General features: G+C 34.5%; 24 protein-coding genes and 1 pseudogene. 1 reads left to right on the top strand and 24 read right to left on the bottom strand.

The genetic code is table 11. The features are described 5' to 3' along the window. Nucleotides 1–5 precede the first annotated feature (5 nt). The 9 genes and pseudogenes from AC0L7T_RS17665 to AC0L7T_RS17705 form a co-directional block, all read right to left on the bottom strand. Nucleotides 6–977 carry a deoxyhypusine synthase family protein gene (locus tag AC0L7T_RS17665; protein ID WP_473337075.1) on the bottom strand — a complete coding sequence of 324 codons (972 nt, stop codon included), beginning with the start codon at nucleotides 975–977 and terminating at the stop codon, nucleotides 6–8. Between the two features lie 161 nt (nucleotides 978–1,138). Next, nucleotides 1,139–1,765, bottom strand: a complete 627-nt coding sequence (locus AC0L7T_RS17670) for an OmpH/Skp family outer membrane protein (RefSeq protein WP_473337077.1) — start codon at nucleotides 1,763–1,765, stop codon at nucleotides 1,139–1,141. A gap of 182 nt (nucleotides 1,766–1,947) precedes the next feature. Next, nucleotides 1,948–2,849, bottom strand: a pseudogene (locus AC0L7T_RS17675) (histone deacetylase family protein). 44 nt (nucleotides 2,850–2,893) lie between these two features. Beyond that, nucleotides 2,894–3,457, bottom strand: a complete 564-nt coding sequence (locus AC0L7T_RS17680) for a hypothetical protein (protein WP_473337081.1) — start codon at nucleotides 3,455–3,457, stop codon at nucleotides 2,894–2,896. Nucleotides 3,458–3,751: 294 nt separating this feature from the next. Further along, complete coding sequence (locus tag AC0L7T_RS17685) at nucleotides 3,752–4,120, bottom strand: phage holin family protein (protein ID WP_473337083.1); 369 nt, start codon at nucleotides 4,118–4,120, stop codon at nucleotides 3,752–3,754. Between the two features lie 235 nt (nucleotides 4,121–4,355). Then, nucleotides 4,356–5,822, bottom strand: a complete 1,467-nt coding sequence (locus AC0L7T_RS17690; RefSeq protein ID WP_473337086.1) for a mandelate racemase/muconate lactonizing enzyme family protein — start codon at nucleotides 5,820–5,822, stop codon at nucleotides 4,356–4,358. 317 nt (nucleotides 5,823–6,139) lie between these two features. After that, complete coding sequence (pfkA, locus tag AC0L7T_RS17695) at nucleotides 6,140–7,132, bottom strand: 6-phosphofructokinase (protein ID WP_473337088.1); 993 nt, start codon at nucleotides 7,130–7,132, stop codon at nucleotides 6,140–6,142. Between the two features lie 24 nt (nucleotides 7,133–7,156). Further along, entirely contained in the window at nucleotides 7,157–7,519 is a 363-nt protein-coding gene (locus tag AC0L7T_RS17700; protein ID WP_473337090.1) for a methylglyoxal synthase, read from the bottom strand. Between the two features lie 86 nt (nucleotides 7,520–7,605). After that, entirely contained in the window at nucleotides 7,606–7,905 is a 300-nt protein-coding gene (locus tag AC0L7T_RS17705; protein ID WP_473337092.1) for a hypothetical protein, read from the bottom strand. Nucleotides 7,906–8,489: 584 nt separating this feature from the next. On the opposite strand from AC0L7T_RS17705, the gene AC0L7T_RS17710 reads away from it, so the two are divergent. Beyond that, a complete protein-coding gene (locus AC0L7T_RS17710) occupies nucleotides 8,490–9,794 on the top strand; it encodes an IS4 family transposase (RefSeq protein ID WP_473343380.1) in 1,305 nt (434 codons plus the stop codon). A gap of 205 nt (nucleotides 9,795–9,999) precedes the next feature. On the opposite strand, the gene AC0L7T_RS17715 is transcribed toward AC0L7T_RS17710, so the two are convergent. Genes AC0L7T_RS17715 through AC0L7T_RS17785 form a run of 15 tightly spaced genes read right to left on the bottom strand, consistent with a single transcriptional unit; the run spans nucleotide 10,000 to nucleotide 25,962 of the window. Further along, the gene (locus AC0L7T_RS17715) at nucleotides 10,000–10,968 is read right to left on the bottom strand and encodes a polysaccharide deacetylase family protein (protein WP_473337093.1); all 969 of its coding nucleotides are present in this window, start codon (nucleotides 10,966–10,968) and stop codon (nucleotides 10,000–10,002) included. After that, nucleotides 10,965–12,134, bottom strand: a complete 1,170-nt coding sequence (locus AC0L7T_RS17720; RefSeq protein WP_473337095.1) for a hypothetical protein — start codon at nucleotides 12,132–12,134, stop codon at nucleotides 10,965–10,967. The genes AC0L7T_RS17715 and AC0L7T_RS17720 overlap by 4 nt, the downstream gene beginning before the upstream one ends. A gap of 5 nt (nucleotides 12,135–12,139) precedes the next feature. Further along, on the bottom strand, nucleotides 12,140–13,348 hold the full coding sequence (locus AC0L7T_RS17725) for a glycosyltransferase (protein WP_473337096.1): 1,209 nt from the start codon (nucleotides 13,346–13,348) through the stop codon (nucleotides 12,140–12,142). Nucleotides 13,349–13,379: 31 nt separating this feature from the next. After that, complete coding sequence (locus tag AC0L7T_RS17730) at nucleotides 13,380–14,450, bottom strand: glycosyltransferase family 4 protein (RefSeq protein WP_473337099.1); 1,071 nt, start codon at nucleotides 14,448–14,450, stop codon at nucleotides 13,380–13,382. Between the two features lie 33 nt (nucleotides 14,451–14,483). After that, entirely contained in the window at nucleotides 14,484–15,722 is a 1,239-nt protein-coding gene (locus tag AC0L7T_RS17735; RefSeq protein WP_473337101.1) for a hypothetical protein, read from the bottom strand. Between the two features lie 58 nt (nucleotides 15,723–15,780). Further along, on the bottom strand, nucleotides 15,781–16,908 hold the full coding sequence (locus AC0L7T_RS17740; RefSeq protein WP_473337103.1) for a glycosyltransferase: 1,128 nt from the start codon (nucleotides 16,906–16,908) through the stop codon (nucleotides 15,781–15,783). A 20-nt stretch (nucleotides 16,909–16,928) separates the two neighbouring features. Next, the gene (locus AC0L7T_RS17745) at nucleotides 16,929–18,041 is read right to left on the bottom strand and encodes a glycosyltransferase (protein WP_473337105.1); all 1,113 of its coding nucleotides are present in this window, start codon (nucleotides 18,039–18,041) and stop codon (nucleotides 16,929–16,931) included. Next, on the bottom strand, nucleotides 18,038–19,153 hold the full coding sequence (locus AC0L7T_RS17750; protein ID WP_473337107.1) for a TDP-N-acetylfucosamine:lipid II N-acetylfucosaminyltransferase family protein: 1,116 nt from the start codon (nucleotides 19,151–19,153) through the stop codon (nucleotides 18,038–18,040). Before AC0L7T_RS17750 ends, AC0L7T_RS17745 begins: the two co-directional genes overlap by 4 nt. A 6-nt stretch (nucleotides 19,154–19,159) precedes the next feature. Beyond that, complete coding sequence (locus AC0L7T_RS17755; protein WP_473337110.1) at nucleotides 19,160–19,957, bottom strand: glycosyltransferase family 2 protein; 798 nt, start codon at nucleotides 19,955–19,957, stop codon at nucleotides 19,160–19,162. 2 nt (nucleotides 19,958–19,959) lie between these two features. Beyond that, entirely contained in the window at nucleotides 19,960–20,883 is a 924-nt protein-coding gene (locus tag AC0L7T_RS17760; RefSeq protein ID WP_473337111.1) for a glycosyltransferase, read from the bottom strand. An 18-nt stretch (nucleotides 20,884–20,901) separates the two neighbouring features. Continuing rightward, nucleotides 20,902–21,783 carry a glycosyltransferase family 2 protein gene (locus AC0L7T_RS17765; protein ID WP_473337113.1) on the bottom strand — a complete coding sequence of 294 codons (882 nt, stop codon included), beginning with the start codon at nucleotides 21,781–21,783 and terminating at the stop codon, nucleotides 20,902–20,904. Between the two features lie 12 nt (nucleotides 21,784–21,795). Then, on the bottom strand, nucleotides 21,796–22,413 hold the full coding sequence (locus tag AC0L7T_RS17770; RefSeq protein ID WP_473337115.1) for an acetyltransferase: 618 nt from the start codon (nucleotides 22,411–22,413) through the stop codon (nucleotides 21,796–21,798). 8 nt (nucleotides 22,414–22,421) lie between these two features. After that, complete coding sequence (locus AC0L7T_RS17775) at nucleotides 22,422–23,093, bottom strand: sulfotransferase (RefSeq protein WP_473337117.1); 672 nt, start codon at nucleotides 23,091–23,093, stop codon at nucleotides 22,422–22,424. Next, entirely contained in the window at nucleotides 23,074–24,150 is a 1,077-nt protein-coding gene (locus tag AC0L7T_RS17780; RefSeq protein ID WP_473337119.1) for a DegT/DnrJ/EryC1/StrS family aminotransferase, read from the bottom strand. The genes AC0L7T_RS17775 and AC0L7T_RS17780 overlap by 20 nt, the downstream gene beginning before the upstream one ends. Nucleotides 24,151–24,168: 18 nt before the next feature. Beyond that, the gene (locus AC0L7T_RS17785) at nucleotides 24,169–25,962 is read right to left on the bottom strand and encodes an ABC transporter ATP-binding protein (protein ID WP_473337121.1); all 1,794 of its coding nucleotides are present in this window, start codon (nucleotides 25,960–25,962) and stop codon (nucleotides 24,169–24,171) included. Nucleotides 25,963–25,964: the final 2 nt, after the last annotated feature.

Genomic DNA, 25,964 nt, shown 5'->3' on the forward strand with positions numbered 1-25,964 from the left:
ACTTTTCATTGTCCCAATACAATAGCAAAAATCAGCGGAGCTACAATCGTAGCGTCTGATTCAATAATATATTTTGGTGTATCAATACCGAGTTTTCCCCAAGTGATTTTCTCATTTGGTACTGCCCCAGAATAGGAACCATAAGAGGTAGTACTATCAGAAATTTGACAGAAATAGCCCCATAGAGGTATTCCATCACGCTGCAAATCCTGATGAAGCATCGGCACCACACAGATAGGAAAATCGCCGGCAATTCCTCCTCCTATTTGAAAAAACCCAACCGTACTTTCTTCTGTCGCATTTTGGGTATACCAATCTGCCAGATACATCATGTATTGGATCCCTCCTTTTACAGTATGCACATCTTTAATGTCTCCAGCTATCACGTGCCCAGCAAACATATTGCCCAAGGTAGAATCTTCCCAACCTGGAACTACTATGGGTATGTTTTTCTTTGCAGCCTCTAGCAACCAGCTATTTTTAGGATCAATTTGGTATTCACTTTCCAGCTTTCCTGACAACAATATTTTATAAAAAAACTCGTGAGGAAAAAAATGTTCACCTGCTTTGTCTGCTTTTTGCCACTCTTCAAGAATCACATGCTCAATTCTCCTCATGGCTTCCATTTCTGGAATACAGGTATCTGTTACCCTGTTCATGTGTCTGTCAACCAAATCCTGTTCCTGCTGGGGAGACAGGTCTCTATAGTTGGGGATTCGCTCATAATAATCATGAGCTACCAGGTTAAACACATCTTCCTCCAAATTTGCCCCAGTACAGGTGATGATATGTACTTTATCCTGACGGATCATTTCAGCCAAAGAAATACCTAGCTCGGCAGTGGACATGGCTCCGGCTAGCGTAATCATCATTTTCCCATTTTCATCTAAATGAGATTTATACCCTTCAGCAGCATCAATTAGAGCCGCAGCATTAAAATGTCTAAAATGATGTTTTAGAAAATTGGTAATTTCCATTTTTAAAATAAAATTAATTGGCCAATAAATAGGTACTAATAATTTCGAATATAAACATCACAGCATTGAATAGCAAAGTACGCTTCTATGCTAATGGGACAAAATTTAAATAAAAAAGCCCGGAAACCCGGGCTCTTTAAAATATATCAGTGTAAATACCCTTATTTTTCTGTTGCAGGCTCTTCTACTTTTTCTTCCGAGCTACTGTTTTCTTTATTTTTGTAATCTTCATTGATACCTGATATAACGTCATCGGTAACATCAAAGTTTTTCTTTGCATACCAAACACCACCACCTCTTGTGTAGGATAGGATCATTTCCAGATCATTTTCTGTAGCATAATCATTCAAGTAAACCTGGATCTTATCGTATACCTCATTGTATAAAGCAGTTTCATCCGCAGACAATTCAGCCATTATATTCTGTCTGTAAGTCATTAGATTTTCTTCTTTTTTCATCAACTCTTCCTGCTTTGCTTGCGCTTGATTTCTGGTCATATTGCCACCTGTGCTCTGAAAACTAGCAACTTCCTGCTCAAAACCTTTGGCTCTGTTGGTCAATTCACTTTGGTATTTATTGCCTTTTTCGGCAATTTCAGCAGACCTTTCTTTAAAATATTCAAAGTTGTTGATTACGCTATCTGTAACGATATAGGCTATTTTAATATCGGCGATATCTGTCTTACTTTCTTCTCCCGAAACTGTTTCGTTGGTGGCAGAAGGGTTACAAGCTCCGATAAGAAGCCCTAAAAACGCAATTGCACTGAATAATGTCGTATTTTTTCTCACTTGATATGAATTTTAAATTGAATGAGGCAAATATAAGAATTCTAAATCTTTTACAAATTCTAAGGACAGTAATAAATACAAATTAGCTGAATTTCTATATACAAGGTAATTTAAATCCTGAAATCCTTGTTCAAATCACCTCCCTTTCATAGGTATTGTTTCAAAATCAACCAATTCTAGTCCTAAAAAAAAAGCTCCTGCGCCAATCGAAAAGTATTGGCATGTGCTTCTATTATGTCACTTATCTTATGGGAATAGCCACCTCCCATGCAACACATTACGGGTATTTTATTGGATTTTGCAACAGACAACACCAACCTGTCCCTTTCTTTGCAACCCTCGATGGATAATGCCAGCCTTCCAAGTTTATCAGTAGCCAAAACATCTACGCCAGATTGATAAATTATAAAATCTGGCGTAACCTCATCCAGCAGTCTTTTAAAATGACTATCCAATAAATTAAGATAGGTTTTATCATCCATTTTATCTTCCAACTCAACGTCCAGGTCAGAGCGTTCTTTATGCATGGGGTAATTGTGTTTACCATGCATGCTAAAGGTGAAAACTTGTGGGTCATTTACAAATAAAGAAGCCGTTCCATTGCCTTGGTGAACGTCCAGATCTACAACCAATATTTTCTTTGCCCTTTTTTGGACCAATAGGTATTTTGCAGTAATGGCAATGTCATTAAGCAAGCAAAATCCTTCCCCCTATCTTTGAAAGCATGGTGCGTACCGCCAGCAATATTCATCCCAACACCATCATCATAAGCATTTAATGCGGCCATCACTGAGCCATTCATAATGAGAACCTCCCTTTCTACCAAGTCTTTGCTTAATGGGAAGCCTGTTTTTCTGATTTCTGCTTTACTTAATGTAAGTTGCTTTAATTTTTGGAAATATGCTGGATCGTGTACTGAAGTAATTAATGACTCCCCTAATAGAATTGGCTCAAAGAAATTATTATTCGATAAAGTACCTTCATATACCAATTGCTCTGGGAGGAGCTCATATTTTTCCATAGGAAATCTATGCCCCTTTGGTAATTGGTGCGCATATTTGGTAGACCAGGCTACTCTCAGCATAAACAGATCTAATTTTCTATAGGTAAAATCCCTTTTGGCAACGCTTAATCTTCTTCTTCTTCCTCTTCTGATTCGAAGGTGTAAAAAGTTTCATCTAATTTAAGGGTGTCGTCATTGAATGATTCAATAAACTTTTCGAGTTCCGCTTCATCAATTGACTCAATGTTGAGTGCTGCATCTAAACCTATTCCAAAATCATGATGGGTATCCAAGCCTAAAAATTCCTGGACCCTTACCGTCCCCTCTTCTTCCATATCCATTATCATTTCTGTAATGAACCAACCTATTTCTTCTTCTTCGGTTTTCAAGGGAGTAAGGTTTCCATTCTCATCCTCCTCATATTTAATTCCTTTATAATTTGGAAATTTTTTAGCCACCTCATGTTCTGCCAATTCATAGAGTTCACTTTGATAATGAAGCCTTAAGGTATAAAGTACGGCGTCGTAAATCACTTCCTTTCCTTCATATTTTCCTATGAAATAAAAATTGACATACTCATCAGTATTGTCCTCACTAGGAATAATTTTAAAGCTTTTATTGGTAGAAATAAGTTCTTGCTTTAACTTTTCAATATTTTCAGGTAAAAAACCATCGTTTGGGTATTTCATCTTTTGTAAGGTGGGTTAATAGTATCGGTTTTGCTGCATTTTTGTTACTATAAAATAAAAATTAAATACTGCTTCATAGTATCTACTCAATAATTTACAATCTTTTCCATTTTAAAAAAATGTTTTCACTTAAAAAAATTGTTCATTGAACTTAATAGCTACTAACATACCATGAATAAACTCTTGGTTCATTACAAGTTATTCGTATTAACCTTTAAAATGGGAAACATTTTTCGCTTTTGCAAATACAAACAGCTTTTAAATTGATTCCAATTTGCCATTAATAATTGAAAATCAACTACCTAAGCGGCTTCCTAATGAAATCCCTAAGATAGAGTTCACCAACGAAAGCACTAAACTAAATAGAAGTGCCCACCAGAAGTTTCCTACGGAAAATCCATTTACTATATCAGCCGCAAGCATTACCATTAAGGCATTGATGACCAATAAAAACAAACCTAAAGTCATTATTGTTATCGGAATTGTGAAAAATATCAAAATTGGTTTTACAGTTATATTCAACAAGGCTAAAAGAGCCGCAATTAGAATACCTGTAAAGAAATCATCGACCATTATACCTGGTAGTAAATAGGCCGTGAAAATGATTACAAGCCCCGCAACAGCAAGTTGTAGAAGTATCGAAAGAATTTGTTTTGATCTCATACTATATTATCCATTAATTAAAATTAACTTTTTAAAAACAAGTACTTTCCTGTACAATAGAGCCTTCAAACCTCCAAGGCCAGCTATTGGGAGATAAATCCAATGAAGTAGGCGGCTAACGATTAAATCCACAAGGCCATTTCTTCTTACAAGATTAACAAAACTTATTTGAGATTAAAAAGGCAAACCTTATAAATTCAACCCGGTAAAATATACCGGGTTGAAAATTATTGGCTTAACTCCAGGTTCTGTCCCATGATCTGATTTCATTCCAATCGTCTGTAGGGGCAAAAAACTTCTCTCCTTCTCTCAACCTTTTTTTAACTTCATCCTCATTGAGTTCCAAACCTATACCTGGAGACTCAGGTACCGTCACGTATCCATCTTTCACAAATGGTTTATCCACTCCTGTAACCAAATCTTCCCACCAAGGGTTGTCCACTGAATGGTGCTCAAGCCCGATAAAATTATAGGTGGCCGCTGCTGCATGTACCGTCCCCATAAATGTAATGGGTGAAGCGGCATGGTGAAGTGCCATTCCTATTTGGAATTCTTCAGCATAATCGCCAATTTTTTTGGTTTGAAGGTAACCTCCGGCACTTCCCGGATCTGGGTGTACCAAATCTACTGCTCTGTTCTCTATAAGGTCCTTAAAGTTTTTCTTATGGTAGGCATCTTCACCTGTAAGTGTAGGGGTTGATATGGATTCAGTGATTCGTTTCCATTGTTCGGTATTTTGCCATGGTATCAAATCTTCCAACCAAGCTATATTATAAGGTTCAAACGCCTTGGCCAATTTGATCATCTCATTGTATCCCATATGGCCAAAGTGGTCGATTGCCAAAGGTATTTCAAAGCCTACCTTTTCTCTGGCCTTCGCGGCATATTCCACCATTTTCTCCAAACCTTTGGGCGTGATTTGAACATGGGTAAACTGATGGGGAGTTTGGGTATAACTCATCACATCTTTGTCCGACCAACCTCTCATTGGGCCCCATGGTGACTTATTCGTCAAAGTATCTTTTTGATCCTTAATCAAGCCTATTCCAATGTCCATTTTTAACATGGTGTATCCCATGTCAACCCTGCCCTTCATTTTATTGGCAAACTCATCTGGATCCTGTACAGTAGGGGTATCCACATAAATCCTCACCTTGTCTCTGAATTTACCTCCCAATAACTGATACAAGGGAACGCCGTAAGCTTTGCCTGCAAGATCCCAAAGGGCCATTTCTACACCTGAAACACCGCCCCCTTGCCTGCCATGCCAACCAAACTGTTCAATACTTCTGAAGATTTTTTCAATATTACAGGGGTTTTCTCCCAAAATCCTACTCTTTAACATCAAGGCATATCGCTTATCAGCACCATCCCTTACATCTCCCAAGCCATGAATTCCCTGATTGGTATAGATTTTAAGTAAAGGTACATTGCCATATTGTGCGATGCGCATATCAGTAATCCTTAAATCGGAGGGATTAGATAAACGATTCACCTTGGAGGTGGTGTGTGCCAAGGTATCCTCCATCGGTAAAGCCATCATTCCTCCTAAACTTAACCCTCCTAATGCAGCTTTTTTAAAGAATGACCGTCTCTCATTTTTAGGTTCTTCAAACAATGGCTGGAATCGTTCCGGAGTGCTAGTTTTAGCGCTTTTCTCATCATGATAACGTTGCTGTAGGTGCTGGGTACTTTTCTTCATATTTGATAGGTTTGTTTTGGGTATTGTTTAAATATAATTACATATTAACTTACAATATGACTAAAATTGATAGCAAATGAAAATTTTTTATAACCAAAACAGCCACTGAAATTCAGTGGCTGTTTTTACTTAATAATACATGTAATAAAAGTAGGTCTATAATAATTTGACTTCAAAATATTTATTCCACCTAGGAAACGACGGCAAAATCTTAAAACCTCTGCTGTTTCCCTAACCTGAAAGTGGCTATAAAACAAAATAAAATAGGGCAGTAATAAGAGATTAAAATATTCTCACTACTATTAGCGAATTGTAAATCAGGTGGATAGTATACCTGCAATCCGTAAGTCCTCTTCATCTACTTTTTTATCATCTATTATCGCTCTTTTTATGGGCGTAAAGACAATTTCATTATTTATGATACCTACCATCACATCATACTTACCCTTAAGAAGCCCTTCAACTGCAGATACGCCTAATTTACTGGACAAAATTCTGTCAAAAGAGGAAGGTGCTCCACCTCGTTGAAGATGTCCTAAAATAGTCACTTTTATATCATAAGAAGGCAAGATTTTTTTTACCTTCTCTGAAATTTCTTGTGCGCCCCCACTTTTCCCTCCTTCAGCGACTATGACGATGTTACTCTCTTTTTTTGCCTTTTCCCTAAATTTTAATCTGTCAATTAATTTCTCAACAGGGAATTTCTTTTCGGGAATCAAAATAGCGGCTGCTGCACTACCTATACCGGCATTTATAGCAATAAATCCTGCATCTCTGCCCATCACTTCTACAAAGAACAAACGGTCATGAGAGGTAGCCGTGTCCCTTATCTTATCAATGGCTTGGATCGCTGTGTTACATGCCGTATCAAAACCTATTGTTAAATCAGTGCCGAATAAGTCATTGTCTATAGTCCCTGGGAGTCCGACAGCAGGAATACCAAATTCCTTGTAAAACAAATGTGCTCCCGTAAGGGAACCATCTCCCCCTATTACTACCAAGGCATCAATACCATGGCTTTTTAGATTTTCGTAGGCTTTTTTTCTTCCTTCAGGAGTTCTGAATTCTGCGCTTCTCGCGGATTTCAAAAAGGTACCTCCCCTTTCCAGCACATGAGCAATGGATCTACTGTCCAGCTTTCTGATATCGTTATTGATCATACCTTCATAGCCTCGGTATATCCCAAATACTTCTAAATTATAATAAAATCCTGCACGTACCACGGCACGAATGGCAGCATTCATCCCCGGAGCATCCCCACCTGAGGTAAGTACTCCAATTTTTTTTATGTTGATAGTTTGGTCTTGCATGTTACTACTCTAAGAATTCGTCACTTATCTATCGAAATTTTTTATCATTAGCTCAGCACCAGCGAGGTTGGTGGCCAGGGGAACATTGTGAACATCACATATTCTCATTAGCATTTGCACATCAGGTTCATGGGGATGTTTCCCCAAAGGATCTCTAAAGAAAATCACCATATCCAACTCTTTCTGTGCTACCATTGCACCAATTTGAGCATCTCCTCCTAAAGGCCCGGACAGCAATTTTTCAACTACGAAGCCTGCTTTCTCTATATGTGAACCTGTAGTACCAGTGGCTACAAGCGTAATTCCTTCCAGCTCTTTTTTTGATCCACCTATAAAGTGAACCATATCTGCTTTTTTCCCGTCGTGGGCAATCAATGCTATTTTCATTATCTAATTCTAATTTGAATTCTATTATTATGCGAATAACAAAAAAAAGACAAACAAAAGTTTACCTGTCCAAAAAATAATGTTCTTTATTTGGTCTTTTTATCTAAAAAATACAAAACAATTTGCTCCCATTCTTCATCTAGGCCAATATTCGGTCTTGTTTTCCCAGCCCTATTGTACCAATAGGAGGCATTTCCCAAGTCCCCTTCTTTCCTGTGAAGGTAAGCATGTAAAAATGCAGCATCGGCGTCTTCCATTTGATCTATCAATGCGTGGGCCTTATTCCAGTCGCCATTTTGATCCAGCCATAACGAACGCAAGTATACCGTTAAACCCTCCGGCATTTGTCCTTTCTGTATACTCGCCTTGAATTCTGATAGGTTCATAATGTTGTCTGTTTAAGGAAGACCAAAATAAATACATATTAGGCAAGCCTACAAATTATATGCTTAATTTCATACGGATAATAATAATAGGATTTCGTATTGGGAGGCTTAATCACTTGAAAATCCAGCGATTTGAATGGAAAGCCGAATCAAAGTAGATTTGCTACTGCCTATTTTATAAATAGATGCTAATATTTAAAACCGGAATAGGCAATAGCCATTCTATTACATGATGAAGTAAGTAAACCCTATCACATAATTTCATCTAACTCCTTCTAGAAACAAGGATAAAATCAATAGCCAAGGGTTTTACCCCCATAGCCGTCAAGTTAACGGGTTAAATCATTGACAATGAGTTAATTAAATAAAAACGTAGATCCCCCTTGGGATCTTTGTTCCTTTTTTTCATATCAATTGGTATTTTTTTTATTAATTCAGAAAAATGCAATCCCCACTGACCCCCCTGTTTTTCCTAGTTAAATATACATATAATTTCCATCTAAAAGACCAAAAATCAAAGAAAATTACCAGTAAAATTTAGAGTTTTAGCGGAAAAATTTAATTTATCTTTCAACCCGGATATTATTGACTGTCTTGCCAAGGAAACAGGTTTTTCCAAAAGAAAATCCAAACTTAAGCCCCACCTGTTTTTCGAGAGCCTGATGTTTTCCCATCATTTAGGAAAATCTTTCAGCCTCATGGATGTGTGTTCGGATCTTATGGAGGAATACGAGCTGGGGATCACAAAACAGGCAATTGATGACAGGTTCAATGACCGAGCCGTACTTTTCTTCCGCCGGATACTAGACCGGCTACTTTCCGCCGAATTTAATACTTGTAAAGATTTTGGGGGGTTGCTTTCCCGTTTCAACAGGGTGAGGATAAAAGATTCAACGAAGTTTCCTCTTCCAAAAGCCTTTACCCATAAATACAAGGGACACGGGGGCGGTGGCAACGGGGGCAAGTCCGACAATTGCGAGTCCCTGATCAGCGTCCAGTACGAATATGACATGCTCAGCGGAGAAACAATGGATCTCAGGCTGACCGACGGGCTTAAAAACGACCTGTCGGATTCCAGAGATTTTACTGATGACATCCGCGAGAACGACCTTTTCATCAGGGATCTTGGCTATTGTAGCCTCCCTTACCTAGAAAAAATTGCCGAGGGAGGGGCCTTTTTCCTCAACAGACTTCCCGCCAAGACTGTAGTATATACCGCCGAAGACGGGTGCGAACAAATGGATTTCAAGAATTTATATGCGATAATGAAAAAACGCAATTTATCACACATGGAACTGAACGTGTTGGTGGGTAAAAAAGCCAAACTTCCCTGCCGGCTTGTCATCATGCCTGTCGATAATGCAACCTATGAAAAGAGGATAAGAAAGGCAACAGAAAAGGGTAAGCACTACAAGTACAAGGTGTCCCAAGAGTACAGGGCAAAGAGTAGGCTCAATTTCTTCATCACCAATGTGGACAAAAAGGACCTGGATACAGAAAAAGTACGGGAAGTTTATACACTAAGATGGCAGCTGGAACTCCTCTTCAAGGTCTGGAAATCTCAGGCGAAAATAGACCAGATCAAGGAAATGAAAATAGAACGTTTTGAGTGTCAATTGTATAGCAAACTGATCTGGCTGCTCCTAAACTGGAGGATCTTTAAATGGATGGGAAATGAGATCTACAAAAGGGAAAGAATACTCTGCAGTGTCTGGAAGTTTTACAAATATGCAACCCGGATTGCTCAAAGACTCAGAATGGCACTGAAAGATCCCGTTCAGATGGAAAAAATCCTTATTAGGGTGTTGAAAATAGCCCCCATGGAATTTATTCTTGAAAAGAAAAAAGATAAACTATCTCAAAATCAAACGTTTATACACTTAGCCTGACGGCTATGGGGTTTTACCCCATGGATTAGAAAAAAAAATTTAAGAGTGGATTTTGACAGCATTGTCTGTTTTGAGACAATACTGCCAAAATCTATCAGGTTAGCTTCAACCCTTAATACTTTTCTATGTCTTCGAATCCGGGTTAAACTATAGTTTATTAACAAAAAACTCAATTATCCTTTAAAAGAATTAACAATTAGAGGTATTATTGGGAGGGAATTAAGCTTTTAGCAATGCCTTTCATGGATCGGGCTTGCATTCCATATTGGTCTCTACAAGCAGAAAAATGTTCCAGAATTTGTTTAACTTCATTTAAGCTTTGGTCGGGATAGTGACCATGATTGTGAGGATGCCACCAAATATGGTAAATTTCATTGTTTTTGGCAGCAGTAGTGATTTCGTTAATAATACGGTCAATTTTTAATTTATTGATTCTACCTAACTTTGGATTAAAAGGCCTCAGAAAACGTGATGCAGGAAGTAAAACGGGATTGGAGACCTTCTCTTTATCGAGTTGATAAGATGTTCTTTTACCCAATGACAGCACTGAATCTGAAGTCCTCCAAATTTTCTTCAATAAATCTCTTTTCTCAGGAGCTTTCCAAAACCAATCTACAGGATTTGTCCTTACTGCGGTAAATCCCAAATCTCTTGCTACCTGAATGGCACTTGAGTTGTACTGGTTTCTAGGAAAAACAAGGGAATTAAGGTCTACTCCAAACTTCTCCTGAGCAATCCTTTTTGAAGCCAGCAAATCCTCTCGGAATACATGATCGAGATGTCCTTTTTCCATCGTATAATAATGTGAGAAAGTATGACTGCCTAATTCCTGACCAGGCGTTTCAATAATACGTTGAACCAGTTCTGGTGCGAATAGACAATTTTTGTTTTTAGCAGCTCCTTTAAACCAATTGTAAGCGGATAGGCCCGGGTCCTTATATTTCGGCCTTGATGTGGGACAAAAATGCAACCATTCTTCTGGGCTCTCAGCCATTAGCATTCCTACAGTGGCCCAAGTAACCTCAACTTCATATTGCCTAAATAAGGACAACAATTTAGGAATAACCGCTCTTGTGGTTTGATAGTAGGTTTCCCAATTCTGAAGAGAAACTTTATCAAAACGACCCCAATGAAGTTCAAAATCTAATGAGATAACTAAAGTTGGACGATTCATTTCTTTACCTTTTTCTTGGCTACTTCAGAATATAAATGAAGTGAAATAATACTAAAAAATGGTAGGTAAATACTTTTCATTCTCATAATGATACCCAAATTATTTAAGGTAAGACTAAATAGGAAAGATAACAGTATCCCATAAACCAGAACTGTCCAAAGATACAATGGTATTTTAATTTGGAACCTTAACTGAAAAAGACTCCATAATCCAAGAATAAAAAACGCAAGGGTTATGGTATTCTCCATGGCTGCAGCAAAAGTCCAAAAATCTTTACCCTCCCAGATAAAAGGCCTAAAAATGATTGTATTGAACTTTTCAAACCAACTATAATCGCTCATGTTTATCGTACTGGCTCCACCAAAGGATGCGAGGTATTGGGTCTGCCAATCCAATATATCACCTATCCATTTTAAGTTAAAACCATAAATTAAACTTCCCAATACATAGCGATAGGCAAAAATTGAAACAATTAAGAATATCGAAATAGGAATCAATTTTTTACGGTAAGGAATTAATGTTTTATGGAAAGGAAGTATCATCAATACTGAAACACTTAAAACCAAACCCTGAATAGGCCTCACCATAAGGGTTAACAATAAACCAATGGCTATTAAAATAATCTTTTTAGGAAATTGATAAACCCCCACCAACACCACTATTAAGCCCAACCATAACAATGACTCTTTTCCAACTCCAGCTGTCCAAAAATGTACATTTGGCAAAAATAAGATGAACACCGCGGTATGCGGAAAATGTTTTTTTGAGGATTGAGTAAAAGATGCATTCAATAAATCGAAGGCCAATAAAAACCCAATATAGGATAGCGATGCGTAAAGAAAAGTTCCTGATAAATATCCCAACCCTGCTATTTGAGAAAAGGGATAATTGATCCAATACATAAAGTAAGTCCCAGTCCCAAAGTAATTCCACCAGGGTTCTAATGAATCTCCATAGTTTTGAAGAATGTTCCAATACCTATAACTATCTCCCCCATAAAATAAAAGGTATCGGTAAAAAACAAGGCAGATCGCCAGGTGATAAATCCATAAAGCAATTAACCATTTGGTTTGTAAGGATGAATAGCCTCGATATTTAGCCCATTTTTTATTAATTAAAAAAGAAGCTATTAATAAAAATCCAATAAAAGCTATGTCTCCTACCAATCAACTTATGCGTTAGAAGCCTTAAAAGCCAACTCATATTCCTTTAGACTATTTTCTAAATCAAATAAAGGGATGGCTTTTGACCGAATTTCTTCCCTGGAAATGTTTTTCGCTGCGTTCAACCAATTATAAAACCTTTCTTCTTCATATTCATGGTGCATAAAGCAAAAGCTTTCCCTACCAATTGATTCTTCCAGATCACCTATTCCAGCAGATAGCAATATTGGTAAGCCAGAAAGTAAATACTCACTTACTTTAATGGGCGCTATTCCAGCAAGGCTTGGTGCACGCTTCCTCAAGCTAAGGCCAAAGTCTGCTGCTGCATAATAGGCTGGAAGTAAATTGTAATCTACAGATTTAATGATAATCTCCGCCTTCAAATGAGCCGGAATAGCGGACCTTACACCTGATTTATCCCTAACAAGAAAAAGAAATTTGCTGTCTGTGTTCTGATTGTGATAGGTCTCAAACAAATGCAACATTTCGTCTAAAAGGTACTGAGGCCCTAAACTTCCTGAATACAACCAAAGAACAGTTGATGGAGATATTGAAAGTTCCTTCCTGATCCTCTCCCTTAATGCCAAATCGGGTTTGAAGAAGGCTTTGTTGCGTCCATTGCTTACTTTAAAGATTTTATTTTTGTGATGAATCCCAATATTTTCCAAGTGGATATTTTTCGCCAAAACGGAACGTACTAAAACAACGCTAGCATGCTGTAATAGCTTATTTTCTATATGTTTGAACCATCTATACTGCAAGCTATTTTGATTTAAACCTGCATAATCTATTCTTTCTTGCAAGGGAAATCCATCAGCATCAAAGATAGTTTTAACACCTCTTTTTTTAAGCCATCCCAAAATTGAGTTAACCATCATGGCTGGCATGGTAGATCGAGGCATTAGGTGGGTAATTCCATATTTATGCACCAGCTTTTTTATAGCTTTTTCTCCTTTTAGTGTCGTTAAAAAACTACCTATGACAGGATGTGGTTTACGCCATACAGGATGGTGTTCATAAGTAATGTTCAATTGCAATGCCAGTTTTGAAATCCTTTCAATTTCGACAGCATCAGCCCAGGAAAATTGAAGAACATAATATTGACAAGCCATCCTCTCTTGTAATCCTTTAAAAATAGGAAAAAAAAGATTTTCAAGGTAATTGGTTTGGTCAGAATCCCAAGAAATAAAGAGTACTTTCATAGGTGTGGAATTCATAAAAAATGGCTATCAGACATTTTTTATGAATTTATTTATTTAATTCGCGTTCAACCAAATTTTTATACCTTTTAAAATTGCCTTCCACGGTAAACTCCTTTAACATTTTCTTTCTTCCAGCTACTCCAAAATCCATCCTTAATTGGACGTTCTGAATTAGTTTTCCCAAAGCGATTATCCATTCTTCGTTTGAACCGGCCAGATATCCATTTTCTCCGTGAATTACTACATCCTTGTTCATTCCAATCGGTGAGGCCACAACCGGTAAACCACAGGCCATATATTGAATTAATTTGTAAGCACACTTGCCTTTTTCCCAAGGATTGTCTGGTAAAGGCATGATCCCAATATCCATTTTCAGTATCGCATCCACTTCACCTTCTTCTGTCCATATTATTGATTCAATATCACCTTTAAATTTAATTTTGTTTGTTCCGTTTACCAACAAAACCCTAATGGGATAATGCTCGTGGAGCCAGTTTAATATAGGTTCCATTGATTCCAGGTATTTCAAGGTACTTGGAGACCCTATCCAACCAATAGTGATAATTTTGCAATCCCCTGAAACCTTTGCTTTGTATTTTTTAGGGTCAATCACAGTAGGTAAAATCTCTATCTTACGTGCCCCTGCCAATTCAGCCCTGGCTTTTAGGTAGCTGTTGCCTGCAATTACCATATCAGCCATTTTCATGGCATGATCAATTTTCCTAGGCATCAATAGACTTACCAAACGATTGCTCTTTTGGTCATAATTATGAAAAACGGCATCGTCGAAATCTAGCCAATACCCTTTCATTTTGGAAAGTATCCATTCAGCAATTGAAGGCAAATAGGGGAAGATTTCTTTTTCAATAATAATCAAGTCATATTTCCAGACTGAAAAAAGAATAAAAAATCTTCTGAAATAGCATTTCAAAACATGAAAATATCCTGGAGATTGATGACTATATATTTTGCAGAGATACTCCTCAGTGAAAAATGGACTAACTGATACGGAATACCCTTCCCTTTCCCACAGCGGCAAAAACTGAAATGTTCTCAGACGACTACTTGCCCCTTTTCTGGGATATTTAGGAAGAAAAAGAAGTTTTTTTGTTTTCAAAAGTTGCTTAACATTAACTGATCAATTTTAAGTTCAGGTTGCCTCTTGCTTTTTTGCATCAATAATTGCTTGTCTTCGTTGAAAGAACTTCTTCCTATCCATACTTCTTAGATGAAGCGTGTGTTTTTTGTGAACAATTAAATAAAAACAAAAAAGCACAAAATAGATCATCAACATGTTTTTCATGCGCATGGCAATTCCTAAGTTGCTTAGTGCATTCATAAAGGCAAAAGTCACTGGAATAAAAGTGACCATGGCTGCTTTCAAAAATAAGGGCATGTCTCTCAATGCTTCAACAGACCAGTTTTTATAAATAAAGAGACTCAACCACAAGTAAAGCAAGTTTTCAAAGGAGCTAATGAAACTAACAATATTATGTGCATCAATGAATAAAGGTCTAAAAAGATAAGTAAACAATTTCATAGGCCAGGAATACGAAGAAATATCTACTCCAGACCCAACATGAATTGTATTTAAATTCCCAGATTTACTTGCAGAAAATGCTTCTATGGTTGCCAAATCAAAATCTTCCATTTTTAGTGCCTCCAAAGTATAGGTACTCATATAAATTGACCCAATAAGTGCAAGTGAGGCCAAACCAAACTTATACGCTCTATTAATATCAGTACCTAAAATAATAGCAATTGCTGCCCCACCAATAAGTGCCTGCCCCATATGGGGTCTACACATGTAAACGAAAAAAAAGGCAATGGAAGCTTGCCACCATTTCTCTTTGTATTGCTGAATGGAAAATAAAAACCAGGCAATAGCCCAAAAAGCGATGGCATCTTTGCCAACCCCGGAAGTCCAAAAATGCAAATTTAAAATATAAAAAACAGTTGGAAAGAGTGATATTCCTAAAATCTCATAATTGGTTGGAAAATATTTAAAAACCATTAAAAAAACGTACCTAATTCCAATAAAACCTAAAAAACCAAATAGAATATTTCCTGTCAAATATGAAAGCCCCATTAACTTACTTGGAATATAACAAAGCCAAAGTATAAATGTGGTACCTTCTCCGAAGTATAGAAACCAGTTTTTCTCTCCTATTATTACAACTTGCTCCATCGCAAATTTCCAATATCCTATTGAATCTCCACCATTGTTAATAATGTACCAATTAAAAACACCACTAAAACAAATATGATAGGCTAACAAATAATGTAAATGTAGTTCATATTTATAGGGTAAACCAAACCGCTTGGACATTGAGGCATTGGAATTTACCAAGACAATGGCAAGGAAGAGTATGACGATTACATCTAACACCCTCGGAAAATTTTAATGTTAATTTGCGATTGATAAAGGTTCATATAATAATAACAAATTAAATGCAGATCCCTTTGGCTTTTAATAAAGCTAAATATAAACCTTCCACTTCTTTGACATAGCGAACTGCAGAATATTTTTCCATGGCCCTAATAATTCCTTTTTCTCCCATCTCTTTTCTAAGTTCAGGTTTTTCTATTAAAATTTGGATTTTATATGCAATCTCTTGTGGAGAAAAAGGAGGCACTAAAAAACCGGTCTCTTCATCCAAAATCACATCTTTTAAACCTCCAACTTTACTTGCAATGACGGGTAAACGGTGCATCATGGCCTCAGCCGCTACCAATCCAAACCCCTCTCTTGAGGAGGGCACACAAAATACATTCATTATGTCATAGTAAGGATGCGGATTTGATTGGTACCCAACATGAATAACGTTTGCTGAGATCCTTAGCAATTCTATATCGTTTAAAAGCAATTGCTTATCTATACCATCCCCTATTAACAATAATTTCAAATTTGGTAAATTAACAAGCTTAATTGCTTTCAGCAAATCTGTAAATCGCTTATGGTTATTAAACAATCTACCTACGAAACCAACAATAAAATCCGAATCTTTAATAAATAACTGTGTTTTTAATTGATTCCTTTCTTCCATGGATGTAATTTGAGGAATTGACACACCATTTTGAATGACTTTGATATATTTAGATTTTACACCAGTTTTCATTTGTAAATAATTCCCAACATCATTTGAAATTGCCTGAAAAGCATCTGCCCGTATGGAAAAAAGCTTTAATAGAAAGTTTGCTTTAAATCTTCTATTTTGTGGGTCAGAGGTTTCTTCAAGAATCGTTACTGGAACATTTCCCAAAAAACCACCAATTGAAGCCATTGTCATCCCTTCAAATACAGCTCCATGTATAATATGAGGTTTAAATGTTCGAATAACTCTTAATACTTTTTGATGCTTCTTCCATTCAAAAGGATGTTTAAAGGAACCAATTGAAATTAACTCTACACCTTCCTTTTCTAAATCTTCAGCAACTGCACCACCTTTCCTTGTACATATAATTTTATGTTCATAATTTGATTTGTCTAAACCTCGAATTACGGTCAATAGAGTTTGTTCAACTCCTCCAGAAGAAATAGTTTCAACGCAATGTAAAATTTTTATCCTATTCAAAATCTCTTTTGCTTAACTGGTTAAGAACGTAATTTAAAATAAAGTTTCAATAAACTATTTCCATATTTTGAAACTGTAAAATCAGCACCTCTTTCAATTGCATATTTTATTAATCTTTCCTTATCTTCATGGGTCATATGACAAACCATCTCCATTAAAGAAAGTAATTGAGAACCATTTTTTGGATCAAACAAAAATCCATTTTTTTCAGAAGTAATGATTTCTGAAGGTCCTCCTACTTGGGTGGAAATAACGGGTAAACCACAAAGCATGGCCTCAACCAAAGAAATTGAAAATCCTTCAGACAAAGAGGGTAAAATAAAAACATGGGATTTCATTAAAAAAGGGATGACATTTTTTATAAATCCGAAAAACACAACCTTATCAGAAATTTGATACCGTTCAGTTAATTTTACTAATTCATCTCTTTCAGGTCCTTCTCCAATAATCCAAAGAACAGAATTTTCGTTGCCTTGAACATTTAAGAATTTATGAAAAACTTGAATTAAAAGTTGAAGATTTTTAATTGGAACTAGCCGACAGGTAGTAACAAATATTTTGTTACATTCTAATTTTAAATTAACATTATCAACAAAATCATCATTTTCTAAGGCCTTTTCTCTATTTAAAATAGCAACAGGATTGTAAATTACGGTTATTTTCATTTTACTCACCTCGCTTAATTCAATTAATCGTTTGCCAACAGCTTTGGAAATAGCAATTACTTGGTGAGAAGTGAGATAAATAAACTTAAAAAGTTTACGGAAAATTAAACCATGATTGGGGAAACCAATTTCCTCCCCTATTCTGACAGGGGTTTGAACAATAAAGCCAGCCAATAAGCCATGAAAATTGGCCTCAGCACCTGAAGTATGAATGACATCGGGATTATGAAACCGCAAAAATTTTAAAATCTTATATATTAATTTGACATTTGGAATTTTAACCTTTTCATTTAATACTTTTACCGAAATACCCATAATTTCAATTTCTCGGCAAACCCTTCCACCATTCCCTAAAACAAGAATGATTAATTCATGATCGGTTTTGTCAATGAAAAAGCCAGTGGTTAATTTCAGTCTTTGTTCAACACCTCCAAAATCCAATTGACTAACTATTCTACAAATTTTCAAATGTTAACAATCTTTTGAATCCTTTCAAAGGACTTTTCTTTTGAATAATGGTTAATAATAATCTTTCTATTTTGCTCCTTTTCATACTGTGCTAAAGGTGACGTTAAAAGTTGAGCATTTGACATTAAATCCTCAATAGCGTAAAAACACACACCTATACCTTTTAAAAATTCATACACAGGATTTTTTTTAAATAGAAATAATTTGGTTCCTGAATACAATAATGAATAAATATTACCCATTCCTTGTTGCCGCAAATGAGGCATTATGGCAAAACCACATTGATTAAGTATTTGATTGTAATCGTTTAAAGGCAGGAACTTCCCCAGAATTTCAAAATTCAAACTAGAATAATTTTTAGGAATATAATCAATTAAGAAGTCCCTATATTTAGCATGACCATAACTAAGAGGAATTACAATTTTATTTGTAATTTCCAAATGATTAAGGGACTCCAAAATATCAATATGATTACAAGAAAAAGTGGCACTATTGCCCAAGAGAATATTTTCACCCTTATGAAACTTATTGTTTTGATTAAGGTAACTTACATCACCAAATGTAAAATCTAAATAATTAAAATTTAAAGAGGGATACTTGTCCTTAATAATTGAAAACTCATTTGGTATAATTGGTGCGAAATGAGTCAAAGTTTTAAGTGCAGGCAATACTTTTCCATATAGAAATATTTTTTGAAAAATAGCTAAAGCTATTCGTTTAAACAAGTAATGCCCATTAAATGAATAAAATAGATTTTGTGTATTTTTTAAATATAGAGACTGAAAAGAACTCGAGTTTAATAAGTAATAATAATAATCGGCACCATATCCTATCCAAATTTTTTTACATTTTAAGTTTTTTCGTCTTAGTAAAAAGGAAATATTATGTATATGCAAGAAATAAAAAATGACTACATCTTCATTATTAGGAATAAAATGATTTAAAAAATAATTTTTTGACATAAATTTAACACTGTCATCTTTAAAATATTTAGAAGAAGGGATCTCTGATATTAATAAAAACTTATTAGATTTATCATCTAACTTATTAAAAGTATTAATTACCCAATCGGTAAATTTCTCATCATTAAGAATATGATATTTAAATCCCAAACTATTTTAATTTTTACGTGATGTGATAACATAATAAAGATAAACAATGCATTGTTTTAACAACTGAAAATTATCATATAAACTGAAATCTAAAAATCTTTTCAACAAGATAAATCTAGCTTTAAATTGGTGGAAATAATAAGAAGTAGTTCTAGAATTACTCATCCTGCTATTCCCTCTTCTAACTAAACAGACTATAGTTCTATAATTATAAATATGTTTTTCATCGAGAATATATAGAAATTCACTGTGCATCAACCATTCTTGGGAATTTTTTAGGAAATTATTATAGGGAGGATATTTAAACAATGACTTCTTCCACATTAGTCCACCAACATTCCACCGAATTTTATTTATTAAGTGATCAGAAAAGTAATTGTGTGAAAAATTTTGTCTTGACCAATCTTCACAAAGTAAACCATCTAAATGATTGAAATATTTACTATAACCTAGACAAAGCAAAATTTCAGGATTTTCAACAAAAACATTAACTTGAGATTCAAGGCAGAAGTCTAATAATAGATCGTCAGAATCTAACCATTTAATCAATTCTCCATTTGCCATTTCTAATCCATAATTCCTACAAGAATTGGCACCTTTAGGCATTTCTTTTGGTCTTATATAATACGAAATTCTTTTATCAGATTTAGATACTTCCTTTAAAACAGCAACAGTATTATCTGTAGAGCCATCGTCAACAATTATTAACTCCCAAAACGGATAATTTTGAGAAACAACACTTTTAATCGAATGTAATATAATTTCACTCCTGTTAAAAACAGGCATTATTATAGAAACTAACATTATTAATATTTAATATTAAATTTTTTTAATAAAAAATTTAATTGTTTAGATAAAAATAAAACAATTACCTTAGGATAAAAAAATATTATTAATATTATTTTAAAATAATATTTAACTGATATTAAATATTTCTTCTCCTTAAAAGAATAAATAATAATTGAGGTTGAAAAATTATACATCGGAATCAACAATCTTCTGTCCTTGAAACATTGATAAGCTAGCCTATAAGTATTATAACTCTTAATAGACCTATCCAATTTAGATTTCATACTCCATATTCCTCCTTCATGATACACGTGATATACTTCATTAATTTCTTTGTGATAATGAGCATCACCATTATTTGTTAAATATAAAAATAAAAAATTATCACAATTTGTGACAAAATACATTTCTTTGGGAAGTTTATTAGTTATTATATTTTTAAAAAAAACAGATAATGTTGGTAAAGTAAAACAAATTGTTGCTAAATCATGATAATTTATATCTCTTTTTGTGGATTGGTTCAAAATCATTTTATCAGTCACAACTAAATCATTAACAATAAAACCATCATGAAAGCTCATTATAAAATGATTATTTTTTGAAAGAAAATTATATTGAATAAGTAATTTATTTTCATCGCACCAATAATCATCCCCTTCACAAATTGCAATGTAATCCCCTCTACAAACATTAAGTGCATTGATAAAATTTTCATTGACTCCTACATTCTCACGTCTTTCTATAAAGTTTATCACAAATCCATTTGGAACAAATTTTAATTCTTCCTTGATTATTTCAACAGTATTATCTGTAGAACAGTCATCAGAAATTATAAATTCTATATTTAGATTTGTTTTTTGGAGAAGCACTCCATGAATAGCTTTCTTAACATATTTTGAATGATTGTATGTTATCATACAAACACTTATATCTATATTCATTTTATGAAAAATTAAATATCAAATTCTAGTCAACCAAAATCTAATACGCTTTATTATCAACCCAATCCGTAATGTTCTTCTTATTTTAATAAAAAAATTACTATTTAAATTATTATTATTTAAATCATAAATAACATTCTGAAATTTATCATTATACTTATAATCATGAAAATCATTTAATTTTTCCAGAATTGAAATTTTGAGAATTTTCTTTTCTTTATTATATCGTTTCGAGTTAGTAACTCCATTATCATGAACTCTATAAACACTCATTACATCATTAATTCTCTTAAAATTCCCTTGCTTTGATAGAATTGATGCTAAGGCAAAATCGCCACTTAGCATAGTTGAATACCATTCTGGAAAAATCAAGGCAGTCCTTCTAAAAAACAAAGAAGAGGTATGCATTAAAGAACTTTGGGCAATTAACTCCTCTGTCCCTATAATTTCAGGAACCTTAGGTTTAAATATATTAGATAGATGAGGTTTATCTTCATATTCAACTTTAACAAAATGGAAGCTCCCAACCAATGTACTATCATTTTCAAGTAGATCAGTTTGCTTTGATAATTTTTCATTGTCCACCCAAAAATCATCTCCCTCACAAATTGCAATGTATTTTCCAGAACATTGATTTAAGGCAAATACGAAATTTTTAATTATACCTAAATTTGATTTTTGGGAAAAATATTTTATTGGTATTTTTTTATTGAATTTACCAACTTCCTCTGCAATTAAAAAAGGTGTATTATCTGATGAGCAGTCATCCGATATAATAAATTCAAAATCAAAAGAACATCTCTGATTAACTATTCCTTCTATTGCTTTATTTATAAATTGTTCATGATTATAACTAATCATGCAAACACTTACTAAGGGGTTGTTATCTTTTAATTTCATAAATTAAAAAGTTCAGGCTATTTTTATTACTCTTCCTGGCACACCTACGACTGTGCAATTGTCAGGGACATTCTTAGTCACAATGGTTCCTGCCCCAATTATAGCATTATCCCCTATTTTCACTCCAGGTAAAACAATTGCTCCTGCTCCAATGGAGCAAAAATTACCTATCGTACATTTCCCAAGTAGTTGTACTCCTGGATTAATAGATGAAAACTGTCCAATTTGTGTTTCATGATGAATCTGGCTTCCTGAATTAATTAAAGTTCCTTTTCCTGAGACAACATTCGCGCCTATAAAACAAAAATTAAAAACATCTGTCAATTCAAGTTTTGCATAACTACTTATTATTGCAGATTTTGCTCTTATTTCAGTGGGTATTCCTCCCAAAGTAGAAAACATTTCAGTGAAATATGCTCTGGTTTTACCCTCTCCAACTCCTAGAATAAACCTAGGGTCATTACCAAATTGGATTTTTATGTCGATTTGATTCTTAATAATGGAATAGGCATTTTGAAAAATTAATTTTTCTGTAAAATCATCATAGAAAATAGCGCCCTGATCTTTTTTTTGGGCAACTAATACATCTAAAACCTCCATGGCATGTCCACCAGCACCTGCTATTACCATTTTATATATTAAGATTTATTTACCCAAGGAAATTCAGAAATTGAAGCCTTGATATTTAAAAATTGAAACAAATTCTCTATTCCACCCTCATCCTGGAGGTTAATGACAATTAACCTATCCTCTCTTCCTTTGAAATATTCTTTCACCTCTTCAATATGATTTAAGTAGAGGTTGATCAAAAATGCTTTGTTATATAATTCCTCATCCTCCTCAAAACCATAAACCTGGCTTAAAAACTCCCATATCCATCCTTTATAAATATAAGCACATTCTTTTAGGGACTTTACTGTAGGGAAATTTCCATTGTTAAAATTTAATGAATGAAATTTCACTAAAGAGTTGTACCAATCCTCTGGTGAGTCCCTAACACTTAAAATAAACTTCGCATTGGGGTATTTTTCATCTAAAACCTTATAGGTATTAGGGGTGCTAAAAGGATAATCTTGAAAGAACTGGGCTTTCTCTATATGTTTCAACAAGCCTTCCAAATTACCCATTTGAATCTCTGAAAGCAGGAATTCAGCTTCACTTTGTTCACCTACCACAAAACCCAATTTGGAAAAGAGGACTTTCAATGAGGTAGTTCCTGTTTTATTAAACCCTATACAAAAGATTTTAGGTTTACCAAAAACCTTAGCCCTATTAATAAAGCTGGCTATTTTAATCTTTAAATTGATCATTTATTAATTCGCAAATAAGCTGTTGCTCTGAAAAGCTTAAGTCATAATACAAAGGAAGGCATAAAATTCTTCGACTTAAATTTTGAGAAATCGGTGCGTCTCCGTTTACATAATCCAATTCATTGAGACTGGGATAAAAATACCTCCTACAGCCTATTTCATGTTGACCCAATTTATTTTTTATATTTAATAATAATTCCTCACTTTCAAAGATTACGGGATAATACGAATAATTTTCAGAGGGAATAATTTGAATTTTATCTTTTAGGGGGACTGTATTTTTGAAGAACTTATTGTATTTGATAGTTAAGTCCCTCCTGTGCCTGATTATCGATTCATAATAAGGTAGGTTTGATAAGCCCATTGCTGCGTGGTATTCAGAATTTTTGGCATTTATACCTGGTCCATTAAATTTATCAAAACCATCATGCCCAAAATTACGCAAATACCCCATCCTCTTAATAAATTCCTGGTTCTCGCTAAAAACTCCTCCCCCTTCTACTGTATGAAAAATTTTAGTTGCATGGAAACTAGTGGTACTGATATCACCATAGCTAAAAATACTTTTCCCTTTAAAATTAACACCAAAAGCATGTGCTCCATCATAGATCACTTTTAATCCATGCTTTTTGGCAATTCTATTTATATCATCTATTTCACAGGGATTTCCAAAAACGTGGGTAGCCAAAATCGCTGAAGTATTGGGGCTTATTGCTGCTTCAATTTTATTGGCATCAATATTTAAAGTTTTTGGATCAATGTCTACATAAACAGGCGTACAACCTTCCCAAACCAGGCTACTCGTAGTAGCAACATAAGAAAATGGAGTGGTAATTACTTCTCCCTTAATTTTCAAAGCTTTTAGTGCAATTTGAAGTGCAAGTGTTCCATTGCCTAAAAACAAAAAATGATTTAATCCTAGTAAATCTTTTATTTTTAATTCGAATTCGTTGACTAGAGGTCCATTGTTCGTCAACCAATTTCTTGACCATATGCCTTTAAGGTACTGCTCATAATCTTCAATTGGGGGTAGAAAAGGTTTGGTTACCGGAATCATTATTAATTTATTTATTTTTTAAAAAGCCTGTAAAGCAACCATCTTCTTAAATGCTGAAGAATTTTTTTCCAATTCTTCAAAATCACCGGATGCCTGTATTTTCCCACCCTTCAATAAAAAGATGCGATCAACATTTTTAATTGTCGACAAGCGATGGGCGATAATTATTATAGTTATTTGTCCTTTTAGTTTGTCTATATTCTCTTGAATTCCAAATTCAGTTTCAGAATCCAAAGCAGATGTAGCTTCATCCATAAGCAGTACATCAATTCCCTTGTACAACTCCCTGGCAATAGAAATTCTTTGTTTCTGACCACCACTTACCATAATTCCATTATTACCAAGTCGACTGTCCTCTTTGTTGTCCAAGGTCTCAACAAACGCTAAAACTGAGGCTTTGCTTAATGCTTCCTGGCATTTCTTTCTGTTCTCGATAGTATCTTTGTCCCAAAAACTCACATTATTGAAGATGGTGTCGTCAAAAATCACTGGTTCTTGAGTAATGTAGCCTATTTTCTTCTGGAAATGATTTCTATCGATCTCATTCATATCATTTCCATCTATGGTAATTGCCCCAGTATCTGGCAAAAAAAGACCAGCCATAATATTCATCAAAGTAGACTTTCCTGAACCACTTTCACCTACAATTGCTATGGCTTGATTTTTAAATACCGAAAATGAAATACTATCCAAGATCCTCTTTTCCCCATAGCCAAAACTAACCTTATCTAACCTTATTTCGTTTTGAAAGCCTTTGACCTTGGTATTACCATGAGATTCACTTCCCTCTTTTAATTCTTTAGAAAACTCCTTTATATTTTCTAGAGAACCATAATTTGCCATAACTGAATTCCAATAAGCCTGCAAAGCCAATAAATAGGTTAATGACCGGTAAAAAAATAACAAGCTCAATATTATTCCGGAAATACTCCCCCCCGTTATATTGACTTCAAAAAGAATAACAGCAACAATAATTACAATAATAATCGGCTCCCTAATAGCCGTTATTATTGAGGAAAATAAACCTAGTTTTCTATAATGGTATTCAATAGCATTGATTTGACTTCTAAGCTTATTGCCATAGGTAATAAGAAGTCCACTCGCTTTTAAATACTTAAAATTTGCTATTTTTTGGATTAAGAGACTTTGAAAATAGTGGTTCCCTTTCGAAACGTCAACGGAATGTTTTTTCGTTCTTTTATAAATGGCAGAGTAAAGAAAATTTGAAAGCACTCCTCCAATCATCACGAAAAGTGAAAATCGCACATTTACGCTAAAGGCCATTGCTACATAAATGAAAATCATTGAAAAAGCCTGTAATACATACATATAGCTATTAAAAGCTATTAAAATTCTTTCTATTTCACCAGTCGCAGTATTTTGAATCCTACCAGAATCTTGTTTAATGAAATTTTTGAAGGAATAACCTTCAAATAAATCTACAATAGAAAGCCTCATTTTTTTTACAAAAAACCTTCTAACTAAAACACTATAATACTGTTCGAAAAACTTTAAAACACCTTTAAGTATAAAAAAGGAGGCCATTATCAAAAGAATAGCTGAAACCGTAATTGGAATTCCTAAACTTCCCATGCCTTCCAGTATAAATCCAAGTTGGCCCATGCCTTCACCGCTGGCATCCCCACCATCTACCATTTCCAACAAAGGCAAAAACATGGTAAGACCTAGTCCATCCATCAAGGCTACCAACATACTTAGCCCAAAAGCAATAAAAAGCCTTCCTCGAACTATTTGATAGAAGTAAGAGAAGTAATAAAAATATTTTTTAATAAAAGTCTTGAGTATATTCATTG

The sequence above is a fragment of the Cyclobacterium sp. 10D3-21 genome (assembly GCF_055809755.1).